The organism is Bradyrhizobium ontarionense (assembly GCF_021088345.1).
Lineage (GTDB): Bacteria > Pseudomonadota > Alphaproteobacteria > Rhizobiales > Xanthobacteraceae > Bradyrhizobium > Bradyrhizobium ontarionense.
In genome coordinates this window covers 8,224,663-8,243,509 of the sequence record NZ_CP088156.1, presented here as the reverse complement: position 1 = coordinate 8,243,509, position 18,847 = coordinate 8,224,663, and the positions used below count along the sequence as shown (strand labels likewise).

Annotated in this window: 22 protein-coding genes and 1 pseudogene; 13 read left to right on the top strand and 10 right to left on the bottom strand. The window is 65.5% G+C overall.

Annotation, left to right across the window (positions count from 1 at the left end; all coding sequences use genetic code 11):
* Position 1: 1 nt before the first annotated feature.
* On the bottom strand, positions 2-1,510 hold the full coding sequence (locus tag LQG66_RS36255; protein ID WP_231321395.1) for a caspase family protein: 1,509 nt from the start codon (positions 1,508-1,510) through the stop codon (positions 2-4).
* A 221-nt stretch (positions 1,511-1,731) separates the two neighbouring features.
* On the opposite strand from LQG66_RS36255, the gene LQG66_RS36250 reads away from it, so the two are divergent.
* The 3 genes from LQG66_RS36250 to LQG66_RS36240 all read left to right on the top strand — a co-directional run bounded on the left by LQG66_RS36250 (position 1,732) and on the right by LQG66_RS36240 (position 4,750).
* Entirely contained in the window at positions 1,732-2,133 is a 402-nt protein-coding gene (locus LQG66_RS36250; RefSeq protein WP_345778929.1) for a hypothetical protein, read from the top strand.
* A gap of 212 nt (positions 2,134-2,345) precedes the next feature.
* Positions 2,346-3,392 (top strand): HD-GYP domain-containing protein, encoded by a 1,047-nt coding sequence (locus tag LQG66_RS36245; protein WP_231321389.1) that lies wholly within the window; start codon positions 2,346-2,348, stop codon positions 3,390-3,392.
* 149 nt (positions 3,393-3,541) lie between these two features.
* A complete protein-coding gene (locus tag LQG66_RS36240) occupies positions 3,542-4,750 on the top strand; it encodes a GNAT family N-acetyltransferase (protein WP_425601376.1) in 1,209 nt (402 codons plus the stop codon).
* Here the strand turns inward: LQG66_RS36240 and LQG66_RS36235 are convergent.
* Together LQG66_RS36235 and LQG66_RS36230 are read right to left on the bottom strand one after the other, a co-directional pair.
* Positions 4,728-5,393, bottom strand: coding sequence for a DsbA family oxidoreductase (locus tag LQG66_RS36235; RefSeq protein WP_231321387.1), 666 nt, complete (start codon positions 5,391-5,393; stop codon positions 4,728-4,730). The two genes, LQG66_RS36240 and LQG66_RS36235, sit on opposite strands and share 23 nt — an antisense overlap.
* Positions 5,394-5,459: 66 nt before the next feature.
* A complete protein-coding gene (locus LQG66_RS36230; protein WP_231321379.1) occupies positions 5,460-6,278 on the bottom strand; it encodes a helix-turn-helix domain-containing protein in 819 nt (272 codons plus the stop codon).
* A gap of 100 nt (positions 6,279-6,378) precedes the next feature.
* On the opposite strand from LQG66_RS36230, the gene LQG66_RS36225 reads away from it, so the two are divergent.
* Positions 6,379-6,603 carry a hypothetical protein gene (locus LQG66_RS36225; protein WP_231321377.1) on the top strand — a complete coding sequence of 75 codons (225 nt, stop codon included), beginning with the start codon at positions 6,379-6,381 and terminating at the stop codon, positions 6,601-6,603.
* Positions 6,604-6,639: 36 nt separating this feature from the next.
* Positions 6,640-7,037 (top strand): annotated as a pseudogene (locus tag LQG66_RS36220) (hypothetical protein).
* A 15-nt stretch (positions 7,038-7,052) separates the two neighbouring features.
* Here the strand turns inward: LQG66_RS36220 and LQG66_RS36215 are convergent.
* Together LQG66_RS36215 and LQG66_RS36210 are read right to left on the bottom strand one after the other, a co-directional pair.
* Positions 7,053-7,718, bottom strand: coding sequence for an SET domain-containing protein (locus tag LQG66_RS36215; protein WP_231321366.1), 666 nt, complete (start codon positions 7,716-7,718; stop codon positions 7,053-7,055).
* 150 nt (positions 7,719-7,868) lie between these two features.
* A complete protein-coding gene (locus LQG66_RS36210) occupies positions 7,869-8,582 on the bottom strand; it encodes a TetR/AcrR family transcriptional regulator (protein ID WP_231321364.1) in 714 nt (237 codons plus the stop codon).
* 109 nt (positions 8,583-8,691) lie between these two features.
* Here LQG66_RS36210 and LQG66_RS36205 point away from each other — a divergent pair, with 109 nt between their 5' ends.
* From LQG66_RS36205 to LQG66_RS36190, 4 genes are all read left to right on the top strand, one after another.
* Positions 8,692-10,107 carry a carotenoid oxygenase family protein gene (locus tag LQG66_RS36205; RefSeq protein ID WP_231321362.1) on the top strand — a complete coding sequence of 472 codons (1,416 nt, stop codon included), beginning with the start codon at positions 8,692-8,694 and terminating at the stop codon, positions 10,105-10,107.
* Positions 10,108-10,259: 152 nt separating this feature from the next.
* The gene (locus tag LQG66_RS36200) at positions 10,260-10,844 is read left to right on the top strand and encodes a hypothetical protein (protein WP_231328074.1); all 585 of its coding nucleotides are present in this window, start codon (positions 10,260-10,262) and stop codon (positions 10,842-10,844) included.
* A gap of 26 nt (positions 10,845-10,870) precedes the next feature.
* Positions 10,871-11,422, top strand: a complete 552-nt coding sequence (locus LQG66_RS36195; RefSeq protein WP_231321360.1) for a septation protein IspZ — start codon at positions 10,871-10,873, stop codon at positions 11,420-11,422.
* 118 nt (positions 11,423-11,540) lie between these two features.
* Positions 11,541-11,837, top strand: coding sequence for a hypothetical protein (locus LQG66_RS36190; protein WP_231321358.1), 297 nt, complete (start codon positions 11,541-11,543; stop codon positions 11,835-11,837).
* A 1,071-nt stretch (positions 11,838-12,908) separates the two neighbouring features.
* Here the strand turns inward: LQG66_RS36190 and LQG66_RS36185 are convergent.
* The 5 genes from LQG66_RS36185 to LQG66_RS36165 form a co-directional block, all read right to left on the bottom strand.
* On the bottom strand, positions 12,909-13,577 hold the full coding sequence (locus tag LQG66_RS36185; RefSeq protein ID WP_231321356.1) for a DUF429 domain-containing protein: 669 nt from the start codon (positions 13,575-13,577) through the stop codon (positions 12,909-12,911).
* Positions 13,578-13,615: 38 nt separating this feature from the next.
* A complete protein-coding gene (locus LQG66_RS36180) occupies positions 13,616-14,059 on the bottom strand; it encodes a MaoC family dehydratase (RefSeq protein ID WP_231321353.1) in 444 nt (147 codons plus the stop codon).
* Between the two features lie 39 nt (positions 14,060-14,098).
* Positions 14,099-15,754 carry a fumarate hydratase gene (locus LQG66_RS36175; protein WP_231321351.1) on the bottom strand — a complete coding sequence of 552 codons (1,656 nt, stop codon included), beginning with the start codon at positions 15,752-15,754 and terminating at the stop codon, positions 14,099-14,101.
* A 164-nt stretch (positions 15,755-15,918) separates the two neighbouring features.
* A complete protein-coding gene (locus LQG66_RS36170) occupies positions 15,919-16,218 on the bottom strand; it encodes a type II toxin-antitoxin system RelE/ParE family toxin (RefSeq protein WP_231321342.1) in 300 nt (99 codons plus the stop codon).
* Between the two features lie 6 nt (positions 16,219-16,224).
* The gene (locus LQG66_RS36165; protein WP_231321340.1) at positions 16,225-16,446 is read right to left on the bottom strand and encodes a hypothetical protein; all 222 of its coding nucleotides are present in this window, start codon (positions 16,444-16,446) and stop codon (positions 16,225-16,227) included.
* Between the two features lie 124 nt (positions 16,447-16,570).
* Between LQG66_RS36165 and LQG66_RS36160 the strand changes: the two genes are divergently transcribed.
* The 4 genes from LQG66_RS36160 to LQG66_RS36145 all read left to right on the top strand — a co-directional run bounded on the left by LQG66_RS36160 (position 16,571) and on the right by LQG66_RS36145 (position 18,826).
* Positions 16,571-17,248 (top strand): alpha/beta fold hydrolase, encoded by a 678-nt coding sequence (locus LQG66_RS36160; protein WP_231321338.1) that lies wholly within the window; start codon positions 16,571-16,573, stop codon positions 17,246-17,248.
* Between the two features lie 108 nt (positions 17,249-17,356).
* The gene (locus LQG66_RS36155; protein ID WP_231321335.1) at positions 17,357-17,674 is read left to right on the top strand and encodes a Kazal-type serine protease inhibitor family protein; all 318 of its coding nucleotides are present in this window, start codon (positions 17,357-17,359) and stop codon (positions 17,672-17,674) included.
* A 143-nt stretch (positions 17,675-17,817) separates the two neighbouring features.
* Entirely contained in the window at positions 17,818-18,297 is a 480-nt protein-coding gene (locus LQG66_RS36150; protein WP_231321333.1) for a hypothetical protein, read from the top strand.
* Positions 18,298-18,604: 307 nt separating this feature from the next.
* The gene (locus tag LQG66_RS36145) at positions 18,605-18,826 is read left to right on the top strand and encodes a hypothetical protein (protein ID WP_231321331.1); all 222 of its coding nucleotides are present in this window, start codon (positions 18,605-18,607) and stop codon (positions 18,824-18,826) included.
* The last annotated feature ends 21 nt before the right edge of the window (positions 18,827-18,847 follow it).

Below are 18,847 nucleotides of genomic sequence, written 5' to 3'. Positions count from 1 at the left end.
CTCAGTAGCCCCGCCGCGTCGGATAGTTTGCAGGACCCCGACCGTAGCCACCACCATAACCACCGCCGATGCCGATTCCGAGGTTGACCGGCGGCACCACCCGCACCGGAGGTCCGTAATATTCCCGCGGCGGCGGTGCATAGACCACGACGTCATCGTCGGGATCGCGGACCCGGGGACCACGGCTGGCGCGCTTCGGCGGGTCCTCGTCCCGCTTCCGGACCGGCTTTTCCTCAACCCGCTTCGGCGTCTCCGACTTCCGGACCGGAGGCGTCTGCGAGCATGGACAGGTCGGTCCGAGCGCGGCGTTGGTCGGGGCGATCGACGGGCCCGCTGACGCCGCGGCATTGACGGCGGGGATCGCTGCATTGGCGGACGCAACGACCGGCGACACGGCCGGGCGGTTGCGCAGCCGCTCGATCAGCTTGCGCGCCGTCGGCGTGAGATCGCTGTCCGGATAGCGGTCGAGAAAGCCCTGATAGGCTGCGACGGTATTGATCAGCACGGCCTCATTCCAGGCTGCCATCCGGTTGTGGAGGTCGAGCCATTGCCGCGCCTGCGGCCCATAGGGCGGAGCCGTGTAGAGCGTGACGAAGGCCTCATAGGCCTCGACGCTGCCGTCACCGACGATGATCTCGTTCGCCGCCTCGATCGGCTTGCCCTGCAGGCTGCGCTTCCATTCATCGACACTGCGCTTGGCCACCGCCGGCCGCGGCCCGGCATTGGCCGAACTGGCGTCGGTCGCGCCGATGAAACGGAAATCCTCGGTCAGCGAGGATGAGTCCCACGGCGTCTGCCGGCCTTCGGTCGCCTTGTTGACGGCGACGCGCACCCGCTTGAAGGCCTCCTCGATCGGCAGGCCCGGTTCGCGCGCGGCCTGCAGCAGCGCGTTGGTATACGGGCTGTTTGCGCCGTTGCCGTCCTCGGCTTCGGCCCCGGGCGACGTGGAATAGGACAGGAACGTGCCCGGCGCTCCGCTCTTGGTGTCGAGCAGGGCCAGACCGCGGCCGGCGCTTTGGTTGATGGTGGGGAACGGGTTGTTGCGGCAGGCATCGAGCAGCAAAATGCGCATCCGGCTCGGCACCGAGTTGAGCGTATTGAGAAGATCATTGAGACGCACGGCCTGCAGCGGAATGTCGGCCTCGCGGCGCGGATCGACGTCGACGGGAATCAGATAATTCTCACCGTCGATCTGCAGCCCGTGGCCGGCATAGAACACCAGCGCCACCGTATCGGGCCCCTTGCTCGCGATCTTGGCGGCGAAATCGCCGACTTCGCGGTTCAGATCCCTCTGTGACAGATCGGCAGCCGTCGTCACATCGAAGCCGGCCTCTCCCAGCATCTTCGCCATCGCATGGGCGTCGTTCGCCGGGTTCGGCAGCGGTGTCACCGACCGGTAGGCTGACTGCCCGATCACAAGCGCCAGTCTGCTGCTCTCGGCCAAGGCTGGCGTCAGACCGGCAAGCAGGCCGCCCGCAAGCAATGCGGCCCTGAAAGCGTGGCGGAACATGGCAATCTCCAATCTGCACATCACGTGCCGATTGGTCGAACCGTTTTGCGGCTGGGTTCATTGCCGAAAGCAAATGCCGCACTCCGGGCGCCGCATCACCGACGCAGGACCCAACGATTCGACCGCGGCCGGACATCGTTGCTGCACAAGATGCCCGCAGCCTTGCCGCGATCGCGAACTAGCGTGCACGCCGCATGCGAGCCTGGTCCAAAATGCGGCTGATGGCGTCACGATTTGGACTACTCACGACCCTGCTCGTCGCAGGCTGCGCGGCAGACAGCCATTCCCGTCTGCCGGCATTCATGCGCGCCAACGAGCCGGCTCCGCCGCAGCCCGAAGCGCCGCCTGATGTTCCGATGCTCGTCCGCAAGAACCTCGACATGATCTTCGTCGCGACCACGCAGCCGCGCGACCTGGAGACCTCGGCCGTGCGGCGCGCCGATCAGGGCGATGCATGGACCGCCTGCGTCCGCGCCCAGATCACTGCGGTGAGTGGCGCCCCGCTCCGGCGTCAGACCTATCGGCTGACGATCAAGCAGGGTGAGATTATCGACCGCCGGCGCGCGGTCGCAGGCGACGATTGCATTTCCGAAAACTACCAGGCCGTTCTTCCGACGAAGTGATTCAACCCTAAGGCGACATCGATCGGGGAAGCCGACCGGGGCTAGGCATCCGCCGTGCTGCGCAGGAACCTGCTACCGCATCAGTGACAAGTGTTAGTTCTTAGCTAACGCAAACCAGCCACCGAAGACCGAACGAATGGCTCAAATTTAACAATTCTTGGGGAACATCCAGTCCGATTAAGACGCGGAATGACCACTGGACCTGGTTCTCCATGAACGTTCACCTCGTCGGCGACGATACGGCCAGGCTTGCCTTGCTTCGCGGCATGCTGGCTGAGCGCTGCTCGCTCACATCTGAACTGATCGGTGATGCCGGCATTCGAGGCCGCGACATCGACGCTATCATCGTGGCTGCAGACCTGCGTGACGTCGACAACATCACGGCGCTGAAGGACATCTCCGACCGCCTCGCGCGCATTCCTCGCCGCATCTTCCTGACCAACCACAAATCGCGCCTGTCGACGGTACAGGCCTATGCGCTGGGCGCCACGAGTGTCTTGTCGAACACGCCGAGCCGCAATCAGTTGCTTGGAAAGCTGCTCGATGCGCGACCAGGCCCGCCGGCAAAGAGCATCGCGGCGGACGATCGACAGGCCGCCTTTGCAGGCGCGGCCTGCATCGCCTCGATGTTCGCAGCGGTGTTGGGCGGAGCTGAGATCGACGTCGATGAGACCCGACGGGCAGGCAGGCACATTGCCGATTGCATTGCTGAGAACGGCCTGTCCGACTGGCTCTCGACCGTTCGCCGTCACCATGAAGGCACCTATCAACACTGTCTGCTGGTGACCGGCATCACCATCGACTTCGGGCTGAGCCTCGGCGTTCACAGCTCAGATCTCGAGCGGCTCTACATGGCTGCGATGTTCCACGACATCGGCAAGGCCAAGATCCCGCTGACCATCCTCGACAAGCCGGGCCGGCTCGACGTCAAGGAACGGGCTCTGGTCGAGACCCATCCGGCGGCGGGATACGACGCGCTGAAGGACAACGCGGCCATCACCGCGGAAGTGCTGAACGCGGTCCGCCATCATCATGAATTCCTCGACGGCAGCGGCTATCCCGACGGGCTGATGGCCAACAACATTCCGGATCTGACGCGCATCCTCACCATCTCCGACATCTTCTCGGCGCTCATCGAATACCGCAGCTACAAGCCGGTGATGGCCCGCGAGAAAGCCTATGAGATCCTCCAGGGGATGGAGGGCAAGCTCGAGAAGCCGTTGATCGGCGCATTCCGCGACGTTGCGCTGATCCGCTGATCCCGAGCTTGGACCGTGGTGAATGCGCGGTAAAGGCCGCCGCGCAAATCTGAGCGGACCGGCAAGGCCTATCTTGTCAGCTTTGAAATACCATTCGATCGAGCTGCGCGACCATGGCGCAGCAGGGGGATTGCCGGGACGTGGCCGAGATCATCGATCGTGCGATTGCAACGAGACAAGACCGCGTGGCCGGCGCTGCGTCCGGCAGGCATACAGTGCTGGCGCTGACTTCGGTCGCCCCGACGGATTGGCAGGAGCTCGCTGCGCGGGCCGTGGAACCCAACGGCTACTATCTGCCAAGCTGGGAGCTCGCGGTGAATGCCTCGGCACGAGGGCGGACCGGCACCTCAGCCCTCAGTGCATGGACCGATGATCCCCGGCCACGCCTCGTCGGCCTGATGCCGGTCACATCGCTGTGGCGCGCCTGCAAGTTGCCACTGCCTGCTCTCGCCAGTGGCCATCCCTACGGTACCTTGTGCACGCCGCTGCTCGACCGAGACAGCGCGGAGGCGGCCACGGCACGACTTCTCGACGAGGCACGACGAACGGGCGCGCGCGCTGTGCTCCTGCGTGACATGTCGATCGCTGGCGCCGCAATGCGGGCGTTCGACGCCGTCCTGCGTCGCGAGCGGCTACGCCCGCGCATCGTTCAATCCTATGAGCGGGCCTGCCTCGATGCGACGTGCGATGGCGAGAAGGTGCTCCAGGATGCGCTCGGCGCAAAGAAGCTGAAGGAGCTGCGCCGCCAGCGTCATCGAATGGCCGAGCATGGCGAAGTCCGTTTTGAGGTCGCGCGCACGCCCGGCGAGGTCACCGCGGCGCTCGAGACGTTCCTGACCTTGGAGGCGAGCGGCTGGAAGGGACGGCGCGGCACGGCGCTGGTCCAGCACCCTGGCGATGCAAGCTTCATCCGCCGTGCCGCACCTGCGCTCGCCCAGGATGAGGCCTGCGAGATCGTCAGCCTCCTGGCCGGTGACGCTGCCGTGGCCGCCGGCATCGTGCTGCGCCACCAGGACCGCGCTTTCTTCTTCAAGCTCGGCGTCGACGAGTGTTTCGCGAGATATTCGCCCGGCGTGCAATTGACCCTCGACCTGACGCGTCATCTCTGCAGCGACCCGAGGATCAACTCCGCCGATTCGACCGCAGGTCCCGAGCATCCCATGATCAATCCGATCTGGCGCGGACGCCTCGCGATCGGCGACGTTCTGGTGCCGCTCTACGCGCGCGATCCCGTCGTCGAACTCATCCACGCCGCCTTGATCGCGCGCCGCGAGGGGCTCGGCCTCGGACGCCGGGCTATCCACGCCATCCGCGGTTGGCGGAAGAGGCGGACCGCTACTCCGCAGCCTGGGCGTTGACCTCGGCCGACACCTGGCGGATGGCACGCGCCAGCATCTGCGGATCCTGCGCGCCGGAGACAGCGTATTTCTGCGCGAACACGTAGGTCGGCACGCCGGAGATGCCCTTCTCGGCGGCCTCTTGCGCCTGCGCCGACACGAGTGCCACGTCCTCGTCGGTCGCCAGCATCTTGCGGACCACTTGGGCATCGAGCCCGCAATCGGCCGCGGCCTGCACCAGCACCTCGACGTCGGTGAGGTCGCCGCCGTCGCGGAAGTACAGCTCCATCAGTCGCTGCTTCATCTCGGGCGCCTTGCCGATCGAGCCCGCCCAGCGGATCAGGCGATGGCAGTCGGTCGTGTTGGGCTGGCGCGCGACCTTGTCGGGCCGATAGCTCAGCCCCTCCTGCTCGGCCGCCGCGACCACCCGGCCGGCGGTGCCCTTGTAGGCCTCGACCGAACCAAACTTGGTCGTGAGATACTCGTCACGGCTGATGCCCTCGCGCGGCACCCAGGGATTGAGGAAGAACGGCCGGAAGTTCAGTTCGACCGGTACCTCCGGTGCGAGCTTCAGCGCCTCCTCGATCCGCCGCTTGCCGATATAGCACCAGGGACAGACGACATCGGAGACGACGTCGATGATCAGCGGCTTCAAGGTGCTCATGCGGGCTCTCCCGGGTTCCCTTGGACAGGCCCAAGATAAGCCCGGGCCCGGCCAACGCAAGCGAGGTCACAGGGAGGTAACCATCTCCCTGAGCCTGATGGCGGTGAGATCGTCGGCCGGGAAGAAGCTCTCCAGCGCCAGTTCCGACAGCGTGATGTCGACCGGCGTGCCGAATACCATCGTGGTCGAGAAGAAGCTCAGCACGTCGGCGCCATGCCGAAGCCTGAACGGAATGGCGACGTTGTCCGCAGGCAACGGCGCCGATCGCGCTGGGATCGGATAGGATCTGAGCTCCTCGTGCAGCCTGAGCAGCCCCGCGTCCGCGGTCGCCTCGCATTGCCGGTGCAGCCGCTCCAAGAGATGTCCGCACCATTCGGCGAGATTGACGGTACGCGGCGCGAGACCCTCGGGATGGAAGGCCAGGCGCAGCACGTTGAGCGGCGGCGCAAGCAGCCGCTCCGGAATGCTGGCGAGCAGCGGCGCCACCATCCGGTTCGCCGCCACCAGGTTCCAGTGCCGATCAACGGCGAGCGCGGGATTGGGCTCGTGGGCCTTGAGCACGAGCGCCATCGCCTCGCGGGCGGGCTTCAGCGCCGGATCATCCAGCGGGCGCTGCTGGAACGCCGGGGCGTAGCCGGCGGCCACCAGCAGAACGTTGCGTTCACGCAGGGGCACGTCCAGCCGCTCCGCCAGTTTGAGGACCATGTCGCGCGACGGCGCGGCGCGGCCGGTCTCCACGAAGCTCAGATGCCGCGCCGAGATCTCGGCATCGAGCGCGAGGTCGAGCTGGCTGAGATGCCGGCGCTGCCGCCATTGCCGCAGATGCTCGCCGACATGGAGGGATTTGGCACGGTCGGCACGCGCCGAGGCGATCTGTGTCGTCATGAGCCGATATTTATCATGGCGACGTCAGCGCCTCCATGACGTGCGAGGTAATCGAATTCCCTCCTGATCCCGATCATGGTCGTCGGCACAGGAGATGACCATGAGCAGGCAGCGCCATCCCGGGGGTTTTCCCCTCACTGCAGTCAGCCAGTGGCTGGCAGGCCTTACGACATCGCTGCTGGCACGCTCGCTCAACATGCCGGAGCCGCTGCTGCACGCCACGGGCAGCCTCGTCCTCGCGCAGGTGCAGGCGATCGAAACGCGGGCGGCACGCTCGCTGTGCCCAACGCGCCTGCGCGGTCGGCTTCTGTCTTGGTTCAGTTGAACCGCCCTCGCATCCCGCAACCAAAGGAGACCCGACATGATCACCTCGTCACCATTGCTCCGCCAGGCCCTGCTTGCCGACGCCCTGTTCAGCGGCGTCGCCGCCGTCGGGCTCACCGGCGCGGCCGGCTGGCTTTCACCGACGATGCAACTGCTGAAGCCCTGCTGCGCGAGACCGGCCTGTTCCTGATCGCCTACACCATCCTCGTCGGCTGGCTGGCGTCGCGCGCGGCGGCGCCGCGGGCGCTGATCCTGCTCGTGATCGCAGGCAATGCGGCATGGACGGTCGGCAGCATCGCGCTGCTGTTCTCGGGCATGGTCGCGCCCAACGTGCTCGGCGAGATCTTCGTCGCGGCCCAGGCTGTGGCAACCGGCGTGTTCGCCGAGCTGCAATATATCGGCTTGCGCCGCAGCCGGGATGCGGTCACGGCGTAACCCACCCTGCTCTGCTCAGGCCGCGCGTGCGCCACCGCTGAGCGTCTTGGCTGCGGCAGTCTTGGACTTGACCCGCTTGCCGGCGGCGCTCGCCGGCCGGCGGCTCTTGGCCTTGCCGCGCGCGGTCGCCTCACCTTCCATCTTGGCTTTGGCCTTCGCGCGCTGCTTGGCCTTGTCCTTGGCGAGCTTCTCGGTCTTCCGCTTCGGCTTGCGCCCGTCCTTCGGCTTCAGACCCACACGCTCGGCACGCGCGTCGGCCTTCTTCTTCGCCCGCTTCTTCTCGCAGGGCTCGCATCTGCAGCCGATCGGCTTCAGATAGGCCTTGAAGTAGTCGGTGCCGTAATCGTAGTTGATCTCCTCGCCCGGCTCGATGTCCTTGATGGCGCGGATGAAGATCTTCTTCTTGCGCGGCTTGACGTCGGATTCGGCGTTCGGCTTGCAGGAATGATTGATGTAGCGGGCGACGTTCTCGCGGACCGAGCCGTCGATGGTCCAGCGCTTGTCGAGCTCGAACAGGTATTTGTTCTCGATCGCGTCTTCCTCCGCCTTCTTCGAATCCAACAGCGGACCGAAATAGCGGACGATCTTGGTGCCCTTCTTGATCGGCTTGGTGGCGAACAGGCCGAGCCCCGTCTTGGAGCGGCCGATGCGATAGGGTTTGGTCGGCGGGATGACAGGCATGAGCGTTGAGAAAGATGAACCTCGCGAGGTGGCCGTTCTAGGATAATTTCGCGATGCTGTCAGGTGTTTCGCGCCATCGACGCGAACCGTCCCCAGCTTGCAGCCGGCTGCAACGATGTTTTGCTCCGATCGTGGTCCGCGTCCGCCGATCTATGCACCGGGCGGCAGTCTCGGCACCGTTGCCCTCAGCATGGCCTCGAGCAGCGATTCGGCATTGGTGCCCGGCGGCGAGCGGCGCAGGATGTCGGTGAGACGGCCGTCCAGCAGCAGCATCGTGTAGCCGTGCACCAGCGACCAGGCACGGGCGATGGTGGCCGCCTGATCGAGCGACAGCTCCTCGTCGCCGACCTGATCCGGGCTTCTGGCGGCAACCGATCCGGCGAGACCGGCGAACGAGGCCTCGGCGGCCTCGTGCAGCGACGGCCGCGAATAATCGAGACGCTCGGTGCGGAACATCAGCCCGTACATGCCTGGATTGGCCTGCGCGTAGGCGACATAGGCGCGTGCCCGGGCCATCGCCCGCTCGATCGGCGTACCCGCGGATTCGCCCGCCTGCTTCATCGTCGCGTTGAAACGCGTAAAGCCGATCGCGGCAAGCTCGCTGACGAGGCCGGTAAGATCCTTGAAATGATGCGTCGGCGCCGCATGCGACACGCCGGCCTCGCGCGCCACCGCGCGCAGGGTCAGACCCGCGAGCCCATCGCGCTCCAGCACACGCTCGGCCGTCTCGAGCAGCGCATCGCGCAGCGCGCCGTGATGATAGGGCGTCGTCGCCCCTGCTGTGGCGCCGGCCGCATGCCGCGGCCGCGTTCGGGTCGCGGCCCCGCGGGCGCGCGCCCGAACCTGTTCCGTTTTGCTCGTCATGAGCCTCCTTATACAAGCAATTTTGACAGCGTAAAGATTTGACTTGACCGGCGCGGCCCACGCGGCTAGGGTTATCTTTACAACGTAAAGATAGAGTGGAGGTACGGCCATGAACGGACAGTCGCGCGACACCGCCCAGCAAGCCAGGCGCGAGCGCAGCAACCTCGCGCCGATCCCGTTCGAATGCGACGCACCGTTCCTGAAGATCACCGGCGAGCTGCCGCGCGCGCTCAACGGCACGCTCTACCGCAACGGTCCCAATCCCCAATTCGACGCTCCGGGCGCGCACTGGTTCGTCGGCGACGGCATGCTGCACGCGTTCCAGCTGGAGAACGGCCGCGCGGCCTACCGCAACCGCTGGATCCGCACACCGAAATTCGAGGCCGAGCGCCGCGCGGGGCGCGCGCTGTTCGGCGGCTTCGGCCGCAAGCTGCCGGACGCCCCTGGCGACATCACCGACGGCGGTGTCGCCAACACCAACATCATCGCCCATGCCGGCCGGCTGCTGGCGCTCGAAGAGGCGCATCTGCCAACCGAGATCGAGCCGGGCACCTTGGCGACAACAGGCTACCAGGATTTCGGCGGCCGCCTGCGCGGCGCCTTCACCGCGCATCCGAAGACCGATCCGGTCACCGGCGAATTGCTGTTCTTCGGCTACAACGCCACCGGCCCGCTGACGCCAGCGCTGTCCTACGGCACGGTCGACGCAAGCGGCAAGCTCGCGCGCCTCAGTCGCTTCGAGGCGCCCTATGCCAGCATGGTGCACGACTTCATCGTCACGGCCGATCACGTGCTGTTTCCGATCCTGCCGCTCACCGGCAGCATGGAGCGGGCAATGTCCGGCAAGCCGCCTTATGCGTGGGAGCCCGACAAGGGCGCCTTCGTCGGCATCATGAAGCGCAGCGGCGACGTCAAGGACATCGTCTGGTTTCGCGGCGAGGCCTGCTACGTGTTCCACATCATGAACGCCTGGGAGGACGGCAGCCGCATCATCGCCGACGTCATGCAATTCGACGAGCCGCCGCTGTTTCCCCATCCCGACGGCCGGCCGACCGACCCCGCGAAGTCGCGCGCGCGCCTGTGCCGCTGGAGCTTCGATCTCGCCGGCAACAGCGACCGCTTCACCCAGACGTATCTCGACGACCTCACCGGCGAATTCCCCCGCATCGACGACCGCCGCGCCGGGCTCACGAGCCATCACGGCTGGTACGCCTGCGCCAATCCGGACGGGCCGCTGTTCGGCGCGCTCTCCGGGATCGCCCATGTCGACGGCGCCGGCGCACGCCGCGGGGCCTACCTGCTGCCGGACGGCGACAGCCTGTCCGAGCCGGTGTTCGTGCCGCGCAGCCCTGAGGCTGCCGAGGGCGACGGCTGGCTGCTGACCGTGGTCTGGCGCGCCGACACCAACTGCAGCGACCTCGCCGTGTTCAACGCGACCGATATCGGCAGCGGCCCCGTCGCGCTGGTCCATCTCGGCCACCGGGTGCCCGACGGCTTCCACGGCAATTGGGTCGGGGCGGCCTAGCGCGCCGCCGCCCATCCTGATTAAACATCTGATACCACGATATAAAATCTCATCCTCACAATATTTTGACACTGTCAAGATTTGACTTGACCCACCGCCCGACGCCCCGTATTTATCTTGCCATTGTAAAGATCGGCTCGGGAGGAGCATCGATGACCATCTTCCTCATCCTTGCGCCCTACGGCATCTACGCCGCGCTGATGATGGTGGTGTCGGCCACACTCAGCCTGGCCGTGGCCACCGCGCTGTGCCTGGCGGTGGTCGCGCTCGACATCGCCAAGGGCCGCTCGATCAAGATTTTGGGCCTCGGCTCGGCTTTCGTGTTCGCGATGGTCGCCGGCTACCTCAGCTTTGTCGATCCGGCCATGAGCGCCTCTGCGGTGCGCCTCGCGGTGGACTGCGGCATTTTCGCGCTGTCGCTCGGCTCGATGCTGCTGCGCGCACCCTTCACCCTGCAATATGCGATCGAGGCCGTGCCGGCGGAAACCGCGGCAATTCCCGGCTTTCTGCGCGCCAATTACGTCATCACCGGTGCCTGGACGCTGTCGGCACTGCTGATGATCATAGGCAACCTGATGACGCTCTACGTGCCCGGCCTGCCCTATTGGAGCGGCCTCGCCATCGCTTTTGCCGCACGCAATAGTGCACTTTATTTCACGCGCTGGTATCCAGAGTACCGTAAGGCAAAGGACATGGCCGTGCAGACTGCCGCCGCAATGTCCGGCCAGGATTCGTGACCGGTTCTGCCCCCAGGGAGACGTGCGTGAAAGACGTGTTTGCTAAACTGGCTGCCGACTTCCTGTCTGCCGCAGTGTTCTTCATCCTGTATGTCGCGACCGACGATGTCGTGCTGGCCACCTCGGCCGCGGTCGCCGTCGCGATCGTGCAGGTGGTCTACGCCCGCATCAAGGGCGTGAGCCTCAGCTTCATGGCCTATGCCAGCGTGGGCCTGGTCATCGTGCTCGGCGGCGTCACGCTCCTGACCAACGATCCCCGCTTCATGTTCGCCAAGCCCGCGATCGGCCATTTCGCGATCGGCGTCATCATGCTCAAGCGCGGCTGGATGCTGCGCTACGTTCCGCCGATCGTGGCGGAGACCATCCCGGAATACGTCACCGTCGCCGGCTACGCCTGGGCGGCGCTGATGTTCGCGCTCGGCCTCGGCACGATCGCGGTCGCCATGACCGGCGACATCAAGCTGTGGGTGCTCTACATCACCGTGGTCGCCGGCGGCGCCAAGGTCGCGGCCTTCGCGCTGCAGTTCGTCGCCTTCCGCTTCGTGGTTGCCAACCGCATCAGGGCCGCGCGGGCCTGATCGCCGCATCTGATCGCCCAATGGGCTTGCGGCCAAAGATGCGCTATAGGGGCGCCGAATGCATCCATGCGGGGCCGCTTCGGCGCCTGGGGATGCACAACGCCAGGGAGAACGATCGATGGCTGTGGACGGCAACTGGAATCTGACCTTGAACACGCCGATGGGCGAGCGCAGCGCGACCCTGAGCGTGAAGAGCTCGGGCGCGACGCTGACGGGGAGCCAGGCCGCGGAAGGCGATTCCGCCGAGATCTTCGACGGCACCGTCGACGGCGACGACGTCGCCTGGAAGGTCTCCATCACCAGCCCGATGCCGCTGACGCTCGATTTCAAGGGCAAGGTGTCCGGCGACACCATCTCCGGCGAGATGGGCATCGGCTTCATGGGCAGCTTCGCCTTCACCGGCGCGCGGGCCTGATCACGGTTCTGTAGGATGGGCAAAGGCGCGCCGCGCCGCCGCCGTCTGATGGCGAACCCTCGCGCGCGCCGTGCCCACCATTCCCTCGGGAATGCGCAGACAGATGGTGGGCACGCGACCGCCCTGCGGGCGGTCGCTTTGTCCACCCTACGCTTGCCGCTGTGACAACGACCGGCTCAACAAGCACCGCTGTCGTCCCGGCGAACGCCGGGACCCATAGCCCCGGGGAGCGGTTCGAGGCAGGCGCGCCGCTACACCCGCACATCACATCTGCCGCGGTGTATGGGTCCCAAGTCGGCGCCGCGACCGCGCTGGCGCGCGTCGTGGCTTGCCCGGGACGACACCGAGTTTCATCCGCTTCACATCTCAAACAGCATTGGACATAGGACCGCATTCCCGCGGCGAACAACGCCCGGGTGATGCATCGACATGTCCCTCTTCAAATGCAGAGGGCGCAGGGAAGGCCAGGCGTCGGCTGACGCCTGCGGCCCGCCTGCGAGAAAAAATGCAGGCGGCAGGTACCACAGGTGCAGCCGGAAACGCCCGGCCTTCCCTGCGCGATGGTCTTCACGCTTATACGCAGTCTCCCTGGTGCGCCGGGCTTGTTGGCCACCATGATCCGCGCGATGCGCTGGGCATCATCGCGAACGTAACACCAGCATCGGGGTGTCAGGACCCTGCGACTTCACGTCCGCAAGCTGCCGTTCGTCCGCGCAGGTCTCCCCACGCTGCGGCACCTCGCGGCCATCGCCTCCCCGCCTCGCGTGTCGTGACGATCGCGCGCAACGCCCCTCCGCAGTGAGGCGGGATGGGGAGAGGAAATCATGATTTCCGATAAACCGCAAGATATTTATTTTTTTCAGAACAGCGGCGACCAAGGCTCGCCTGACAGTCCATCTGAATGATACGCGACATCTCTCCTCCGTCATTCCGGGGCGTGCGCAGCACGAGCCCGGAATCCATCTCACGCCAGTTCGCGCAGCGAGATGGATTCCGGGCTCGCCGCGCTTCGCGCGCCGCCCCGGAATGACAGCGGAGATTGAGGCGCCGATTGTGCCCATACGCCCCTTGTCAAAACCAGATCTGCATCGCCACGTCATGCGCATCGCGCGGCGGCTCGCCCTCGGGCACACTGCCGGCACAGTCGCGGGCGGCGAGCGCCACCGCGCAGGCGTCGAGGACGTCGTCGGGCTTGGCGCCGGTGCGGATGCGGGCGCGGGTCAGCCAGTCGTCGATGGCGGCGAAGCCGGCGGCAACTAACAAGTCGCGCCGCAGCTTGGCGCCCTGCTCCGTCTTCTTCGACGGCAGCGGCGCGCCGTTGAGGCGCAGGAACACCAGCTCCGGATGGGCCTCGCGGATGTCGAGGCCGCGATGCGCGCGCACGAAGGCATCGACCTCCATGATCTTGCGGCCGAGATGCCAGAGCTGGCGCGAGGCGCGCTTCTGCCCGCGCCGCGACGCCTCGGCGTTGGCCTCGTCGGGATCGGTGAACCCGTCCCACAGCCAGCGCCGCGCGCCGGTGAAGACACGGGAGCGGTGTGGCGCGAGCTTGTCGCGCGCGAGCTGGTCGCAGATCCGCTCGCCGTCGTCGGTCATGCCGATGGGGATATCGATGGCGGCGCGGGCGAACGGTGTGGCCAAGGCGCTCGCAAGGTCAGGACGGAATTCGATCTCCTGCCGGTCTCCGCCGAGAAGGACGGTGACCCAGCCGTTGCGAAATCCATCAAGGCCGAGAAACATCTCTCACGATGCCGCAAACACTCCTGCCCAGGCGCCGGTCAGGCCGGGCGCCGCGGCACGATCGCGATCGGATTGAAGGTGTAGACCGCCTCATTGTGCTGGTTGTAGGCCGTCCATTTGATCCGCACGATACCTTGCGGCTTGCTCTGCGAGGGCACAAGATCGACGACCTCGCCCTCGAGATGAAGCGAGTCGCCCGGCCGCACCGGCTTCAACCAGCGCAGCTCGTCGACCCCGGCGCCAAACAGCGGATGCGGGCCAAACGGACGCGCTTCCGCCGCAAGCCGCATCGCGATCGCGGCAGTGTGCCATCCGGAGGCGGCAAGCCCCTTCAGGATCGTCTTCTCCGCCGCCTCCTCATCGAGGTGAAACGGCTGCGGATCAAATTCTGCGGCAAAGCGCTTGATGTCTTCACGCGACACGGTCGCCTCGCCGCTCTTGAACCTCATCCCGATCTGGAGGTCATCGAACCATTCGACCATCACATCCTCGAATCGCACTGGGCCGCTACGACGAGGACCTCAGCCCAGGTTGAGCTCCTTGAAGAAGTCGTTGCCCTTGTCGTCGATGATGATGAAGGCCGGGAAGTCGACGACCTCGATGCGCCAGATGGCTTCCATGCCGAGCTCGGGATATTCGAGCACCTCGACCTTCTTGATGCAGTGCTCGGCGAGGTTCGCGGCGGCGCCGCCGACCGAGCCGAGATAGAAACCGCCATACTTCTTGCAGGCCTCGCGCACGGCAGGCGCCCGGTTGCCCTTGGCGACCATCACCATCGAGCCGCCGGCGGCCTGGAACTGGTCGACGAAAGAATCCATGCGGCCCGCGGTGGTCGGACCGAACGCGCCGGAGGCGTAGCCTTCCGGTGTCTTGGCGGGGCCTGCGTAGTAGACCGGATGGTTCTTGAAGTAGTCCGGCAGCGGCTCGCCGCGTTCCAGGCGCTCGCGCAGCTTGGCATGCGCGGAGTCGCGCGCCACGATCATGGTGCCCGTGAGCGACAGCCGCGTCTTGATCGGGTTCTTCGACAAGGTGGCGAGGATGTCCTTCATCGGCTGGTTGAGGTCGATCTTCACGACCTCGCCATCGAGCGCCTGCTCGACCTCCGGCAGATACTGCGCCGGATGATGCTCGAGCTCCTCGAGATAGACGCCGTCCTTGGTGATCTTGCCGAGCACCTGGCGGTCGGCCGAGCAGGATACGCCGAGCCCGATCGGCAAGCTCGCACCGTGGCGCGGCATGCGGATGACGCGCACGTCGTGGCAGAAATACTTGCCGCCGAACTGCGCGCCGACGCCGAGCGACTGCGTCATCTTGAGGATTTCCTGCTCCATCTCCAGATCGCGGAAGGCGTTGCCATCAGCGGAGCCTTGGGTCGGCAGCGCGTCGAGATAGCGCGCAGACGCCAGCTTCACCGTCTTCATGCACAATTCAGCCGAGGTGCCGCCGATCACGATCGCGAGGTGATAGGGCGGGCACGCGGCGGTGCCGAGGGTGAGGACCTTCTCCTTCAGGAAGGCGAGCAGCCGGTCCTTGGTCAGGACGGAGGGCGTCGCCTGGAACAGAAAACTCTTGTTGGCCGAGCCGCCGCCCTTGGCCATGAACATGAACTTGTAGGCGTCCTCACCCTCGGCATAGATCTCGGTCTGCGCCGGCATGTTGTTGGCGGTGTTCTTCTCCTCGTACATCGACAGCGGCGCGACCTGCGAATAGCGCAGGTTGCGGCGCAGATAGGCGTCGCGCGCGCCTTCCGACAGCGCCGCCTCGTCGTCGCCATCGGTGATGACGTTGCAGCCCTTCTTGCCCATGATGATCGCGGTGCCCGTATCCTGGCACATCGGCAGCACGCCGCCGGCGGCGATGTTGGCGTTCTTCAGGAAATCGAGCGCGACGAACTTGTCGTTCGGGCTGGCCTCGGGATCCTCCAGGATGCTGCGCAGCTGCTTCAGATGGCCCGGACGCAGGAAGTGATTGATCTCGCCGAAGGCGGCTTCCGACAGCATCCGCAGCGCCTCGCGCGACACCACCAGCATGTCGCGGCCCAACACCTTCTCGACCCGCACGCCCTCGTCCGTGATCTTCTTGTAGGGCGTGGTGTCCGGACCCAGCGGAAACAGCGGCGTATGCTTGTAGGGCGGAACGGGCTTGGACTGGTCGGGGAAAGCGGTGGGCGCATTCATGGGAAGCTCGTGGGGTTGAAAGGCCGGGAAATGCCTGTCCGAGGCCCCGGCGATAGAGCCGTTCTAAGCCCTTTTGAGGGAAAAGGAAGGTTCGTATGCTGGTCGACTTGGCCGCTCGCGACCCAATAGTATCGTTGCAAATCCGCATCGTCGGCCGGCCAAAATCATGGACCGCCGGGCTCACCATCGCGGGCCTGCGCGCTATGAAATACGGCCGTAATCACGACCTGCTCGGCCGTCTGATCCAGTTCATAGATCACGATATAGGGAAGTCGCGGTACAACCCATTCAAACGTCCCAGGTTCGCGGCCGGCATGGCCGATCCGTGGAAAAGGGATCAATAATTCAATGCTACTGAAGAGCCGATCAACCACGGCCTTCGCTGCCGAGGGACTGTCCTGTGAAATCCAGCTGTAAATGTTCTCGATATCGGCAACGGCCTGATCATCGAAAACCAGCTTCATTCGCGGTCAGGAGCCCAGACGGCCGATGCGCTCCCGCGCCTCGGCATGGGAAACAATCTTTCGATCTGGATTCGCCCTCCGGCGGCGAATCTCCTCAAGCTGCGCATCGGTCAACTCGACATCACGCATATGCCTGACATAGTCGAGGAGCGCTCCGGCCGCGGCGTTCTGATCGTCGGCCGACAACTGCTGGACCTCTCGTAAAGCCTGCTCGAGCAACTTGGTCATGCCCCCAATATAGCATTGCGAAGAGCGCAGCAGAAGGCCTCCTCCTTCGGCTCTTGACAGCCCTGGTACGGTGCAAGCCGGGAGCTGATCGAGACATGCCCGACGCGGCATCAGGGAGCATCATATGGCCACTTTCGTCCTCATTCCTGGCGGCTGGCGCGGCGGCTGGTGGTATGCGCCGCTTGCTGAGCGCCTACGGCAGGCCGGGCATGCGGCTTACGCGGTCACGTTGAGCGGGCTGGACGACACGCCGGCTCCGGCGGCCCCGATCAATCTGGAAACGCATATCGCCGACGTGCTGGAGCTGTTGTCGGTCGAAGACCTCTCCGAGGTCATTCTGTGCGCGCACAGCTATGGCGGCATGGTGGCGTCGGGGGTCGCCGACCGCGCGCCCGAGCGGCTCGCCGCCCTGATCTATCTCGATGCGTTCGCGCCGGAGCACGGTCAGGCCTGGTGGGATCTCGCCGGCGACGACTATCGTCGGCTGGCGATCGCGCAGGCCGGCCATGACGGACTGACCGTGATGCCGCGCGACGGGGTCGATCCGCGCTGCCGGCCACATCCGCTCGGCACCTTCGTGCAGCGGCTTCGTCTCACGCGTCCAGCGGCGGCGCTGCCGCGCGTCTTCCTCTATGCCACCGGCTGGAGCGCGACGCCCTTCACTGCGCAATATGAGCGGCTGCGTACGGATTCCGCATGGACCGTGCACACCATCGCCTGCGGCCACGACCTGGTCCACCACGCGCCCGACGAGACCTTCCAGGTGCTGATCGAAACGGCCCGCAAGGTCGCTTCGGCGTGATACCGCGATCCCCAGCAGTCATGACCAAATGGCACGACGAATTGAACCAGGACGGCACCAGAGAAAACCCAGGATTGTTGATCCATCCGTTTTCTCCTTGGAGGCGTCATGAAAAAAGGTCTGTTCGTTGCGATCACATTTGCCCTTGGCCTGACGACCCTGCTCCCGGGTAGCGCCGGCGCGGTCGGTCCAGGTCGTGCGTGCGGCGGCTTTGCCGGCATCGCCTGCAATGCCGGCCTCTACTGTGAGTTCCCGGCCGGCCAGTGTGGCCGGTTCGACATGATGGGAGTCTGCCGCCGGAAGCCGACGCTCTGCCCTCGCATCTACATGCCGGTCTGCGGCTGCAACTTCCAGACCTACGGCAACGACTGCGAGCGCCGCGCCGCCGGAGTATCGCTTGCGCATCCGGGCCGCTGCTGGTTCTGATCGAAAATCGCGCCGCGGCCGCCGGCCCATGACCGCGGTCCGTCAACACGCGGTCACACCCGCCGACGATTTTTTGCGGCCGCGGCGCATCGCGCTTGCATGACCTCCGCGCGCAGGCTTCAATGGCGCCGGGGGTATTTGGAATGCATTCATATCATTGCTCATTTCACTACACGGCGGTCTTTGCTTTCCTCGTTGCGCTGAGCACGGTGCTGCTGCCGCAGGCCGCGCGGGCCGATCGTTGCGACGACCTCGCCAAGGAATTGAAGAACGGCATCGACGGCATCCGGATCGGCCAGACGGCTGCCGGCACGGTCTATCTCGCCCATCCCAAGGCGCACGAGATCACGCTCGGCTGCCCATCCAAGAACTTCAGCAACCAGCTGTTCGGAAAGTCCGACCGCAAGCCGCCGCCGGCCTTCATCGACCTGATGGCCGGCGCGGCCGCAATCGTGTTCACCTTGCCGAAGGACGACATGCAGCGCGGCGTCACACGCTGTTACCGTCGGCTTGGGTTGTTTCGCGGCGACGACGTCACCAGCCGCTACCGCCGGCTCGACATGCGCTGCGTCCGGACCAAGACCGAGTCGTCGGTCACGATCACGCGCAGCAAGGATCAGTAGGCCAGTACCTTCCTTCCGAGATTCGCGCACCGACGCCGCAACGCATTCGCGCTCAATCGGGAAATTCGAGGGAACTAGCAAATTCTTGAATCCAGCGCCGGTTGCGGTCTGACATCGCTGACATGCTGCGGCGGCAAGCGTGACGGGGATTTCAGACCGGCGGCACCGGACTTTCCGCACGGGGATCAGCCACCCGTTCACTATTCGCGGCGCCACCAGCAGTTGCAGACAATTCAACCGATCGGGTTGACGAAACATTCGTTGGCCATGGCCACGCTGATCGCAACACCAAGCGAGGAGCAGGACCATGTCCGTTTCGAGCGTTTCGTCGTCATCATCGCCTCCGGCCCCTCCGCCGCAGCCGCAGGTCTCGACCGAGACGAACAAGCAGCAGACCCAACAAGCGCAACAGACCCAGACGCAGGACCTCAAGTCCAACAAGACCGGCGACGAAGCCGCTGCGGAGAACCAGGCTTCACGTCCGCCGCTGCCGCCCGGACAGGGCACGCGCGTCGACATTCTCGCCTGATCGTCCCACGCGCCGACTTCG

Bases quoted from the DNA above. Each gene is read 5' to 3' on its own strand.
- LQG66_RS36255 (WP_231321395.1), bottom strand. From the start codon at position 1,510: ATGTTCCGCCACGCTTTCAGGGCCGCATTGCTTGCGGGCGGCCTGCTT.
- LQG66_RS36250 (WP_345778929.1), top strand. From the start codon at position 1,732: ATGGCGTCACGATTTGGACTACTCACGACCCTGCTCGTCGCAGGCTGC.
- LQG66_RS36245 (WP_231321389.1), top strand. From the start codon at position 2,346: ATGAACGTTCACCTCGTCGGCGACGATACGGCCAGGCTTGCCTTGCTT.
- LQG66_RS36235 (WP_231321387.1), bottom strand. From the start codon at position 5,393: ATGAGCACCTTGAAGCCGCTGATCATCGACGTCGTCTCCGATGTCGTC.
- LQG66_RS36230 (WP_231321379.1), bottom strand. From the start codon at position 6,278: ATGACGACACAGATCGCCTCGGCGCGTGCCGACCGTGCCAAATCCCTC.
- LQG66_RS36225 (WP_231321377.1), top strand. From the start codon at position 6,379: ATGAGCAGGCAGCGCCATCCCGGGGGTTTTCCCCTCACTGCAGTCAGC.
- LQG66_RS36215 (WP_231321366.1), bottom strand. From the start codon at position 7,718: ATGCCTGTCATCCCGCCGACCAAACCCTATCGCATCGGCCGCTCCAAG.
- LQG66_RS36210 (WP_231321364.1), bottom strand. From the start codon at position 8,582: ATGACGAGCAAAACGGAACAGGTTCGGGCGCGCGCCCGCGGGGCCGCG.
- LQG66_RS36205 (WP_231321362.1), top strand. From the start codon at position 8,692: ATGAACGGACAGTCGCGCGACACCGCCCAGCAAGCCAGGCGCGAGCGC.
- LQG66_RS36200 (WP_231328074.1), top strand. From the start codon at position 10,260: ATGACCATCTTCCTCATCCTTGCGCCCTACGGCATCTACGCCGCGCTG.
- LQG66_RS36190 (WP_231321358.1), top strand. From the start codon at position 11,541: ATGGCTGTGGACGGCAACTGGAATCTGACCTTGAACACGCCGATGGGC.
- LQG66_RS36185 (WP_231321356.1), bottom strand. From the start codon at position 13,577: ATGTTTCTCGGCCTTGATGGATTTCGCAACGGCTGGGTCACCGTCCTT.
- LQG66_RS36180 (WP_231321353.1), bottom strand. From the start codon at position 14,059: ATGGTCGAATGGTTCGATGACCTCCAGATCGGGATGAGGTTCAAGAGC.
- LQG66_RS36175 (WP_231321351.1), bottom strand. From the start codon at position 15,754: ATGAATGCGCCCACCGCTTTCCCCGACCAGTCCAAGCCCGTTCCGCCC.
- LQG66_RS36170 (WP_231321342.1), bottom strand. From the start codon at position 16,218: ATGAAGCTGGTTTTCGATGATCAGGCCGTTGCCGATATCGAGAACATT.
- LQG66_RS36165 (WP_231321340.1), bottom strand. From the start codon at position 16,446: ATGACCAAGTTGCTCGAGCAGGCTTTACGAGAGGTCCAGCAGTTGTCG.
- LQG66_RS36160 (WP_231321338.1), top strand. From the start codon at position 16,571: ATGGCCACTTTCGTCCTCATTCCTGGCGGCTGGCGCGGCGGCTGGTGG.
- LQG66_RS36155 (WP_231321335.1), top strand. From the start codon at position 17,357: ATGAAAAAAGGTCTGTTCGTTGCGATCACATTTGCCCTTGGCCTGACG.
- LQG66_RS36150 (WP_231321333.1), top strand. From the start codon at position 17,818: ATGCATTCATATCATTGCTCATTTCACTACACGGCGGTCTTTGCTTTC.
- LQG66_RS36145 (WP_231321331.1), top strand. From the start codon at position 18,605: ATGTCCGTTTCGAGCGTTTCGTCGTCATCATCGCCTCCGGCCCCTCCG.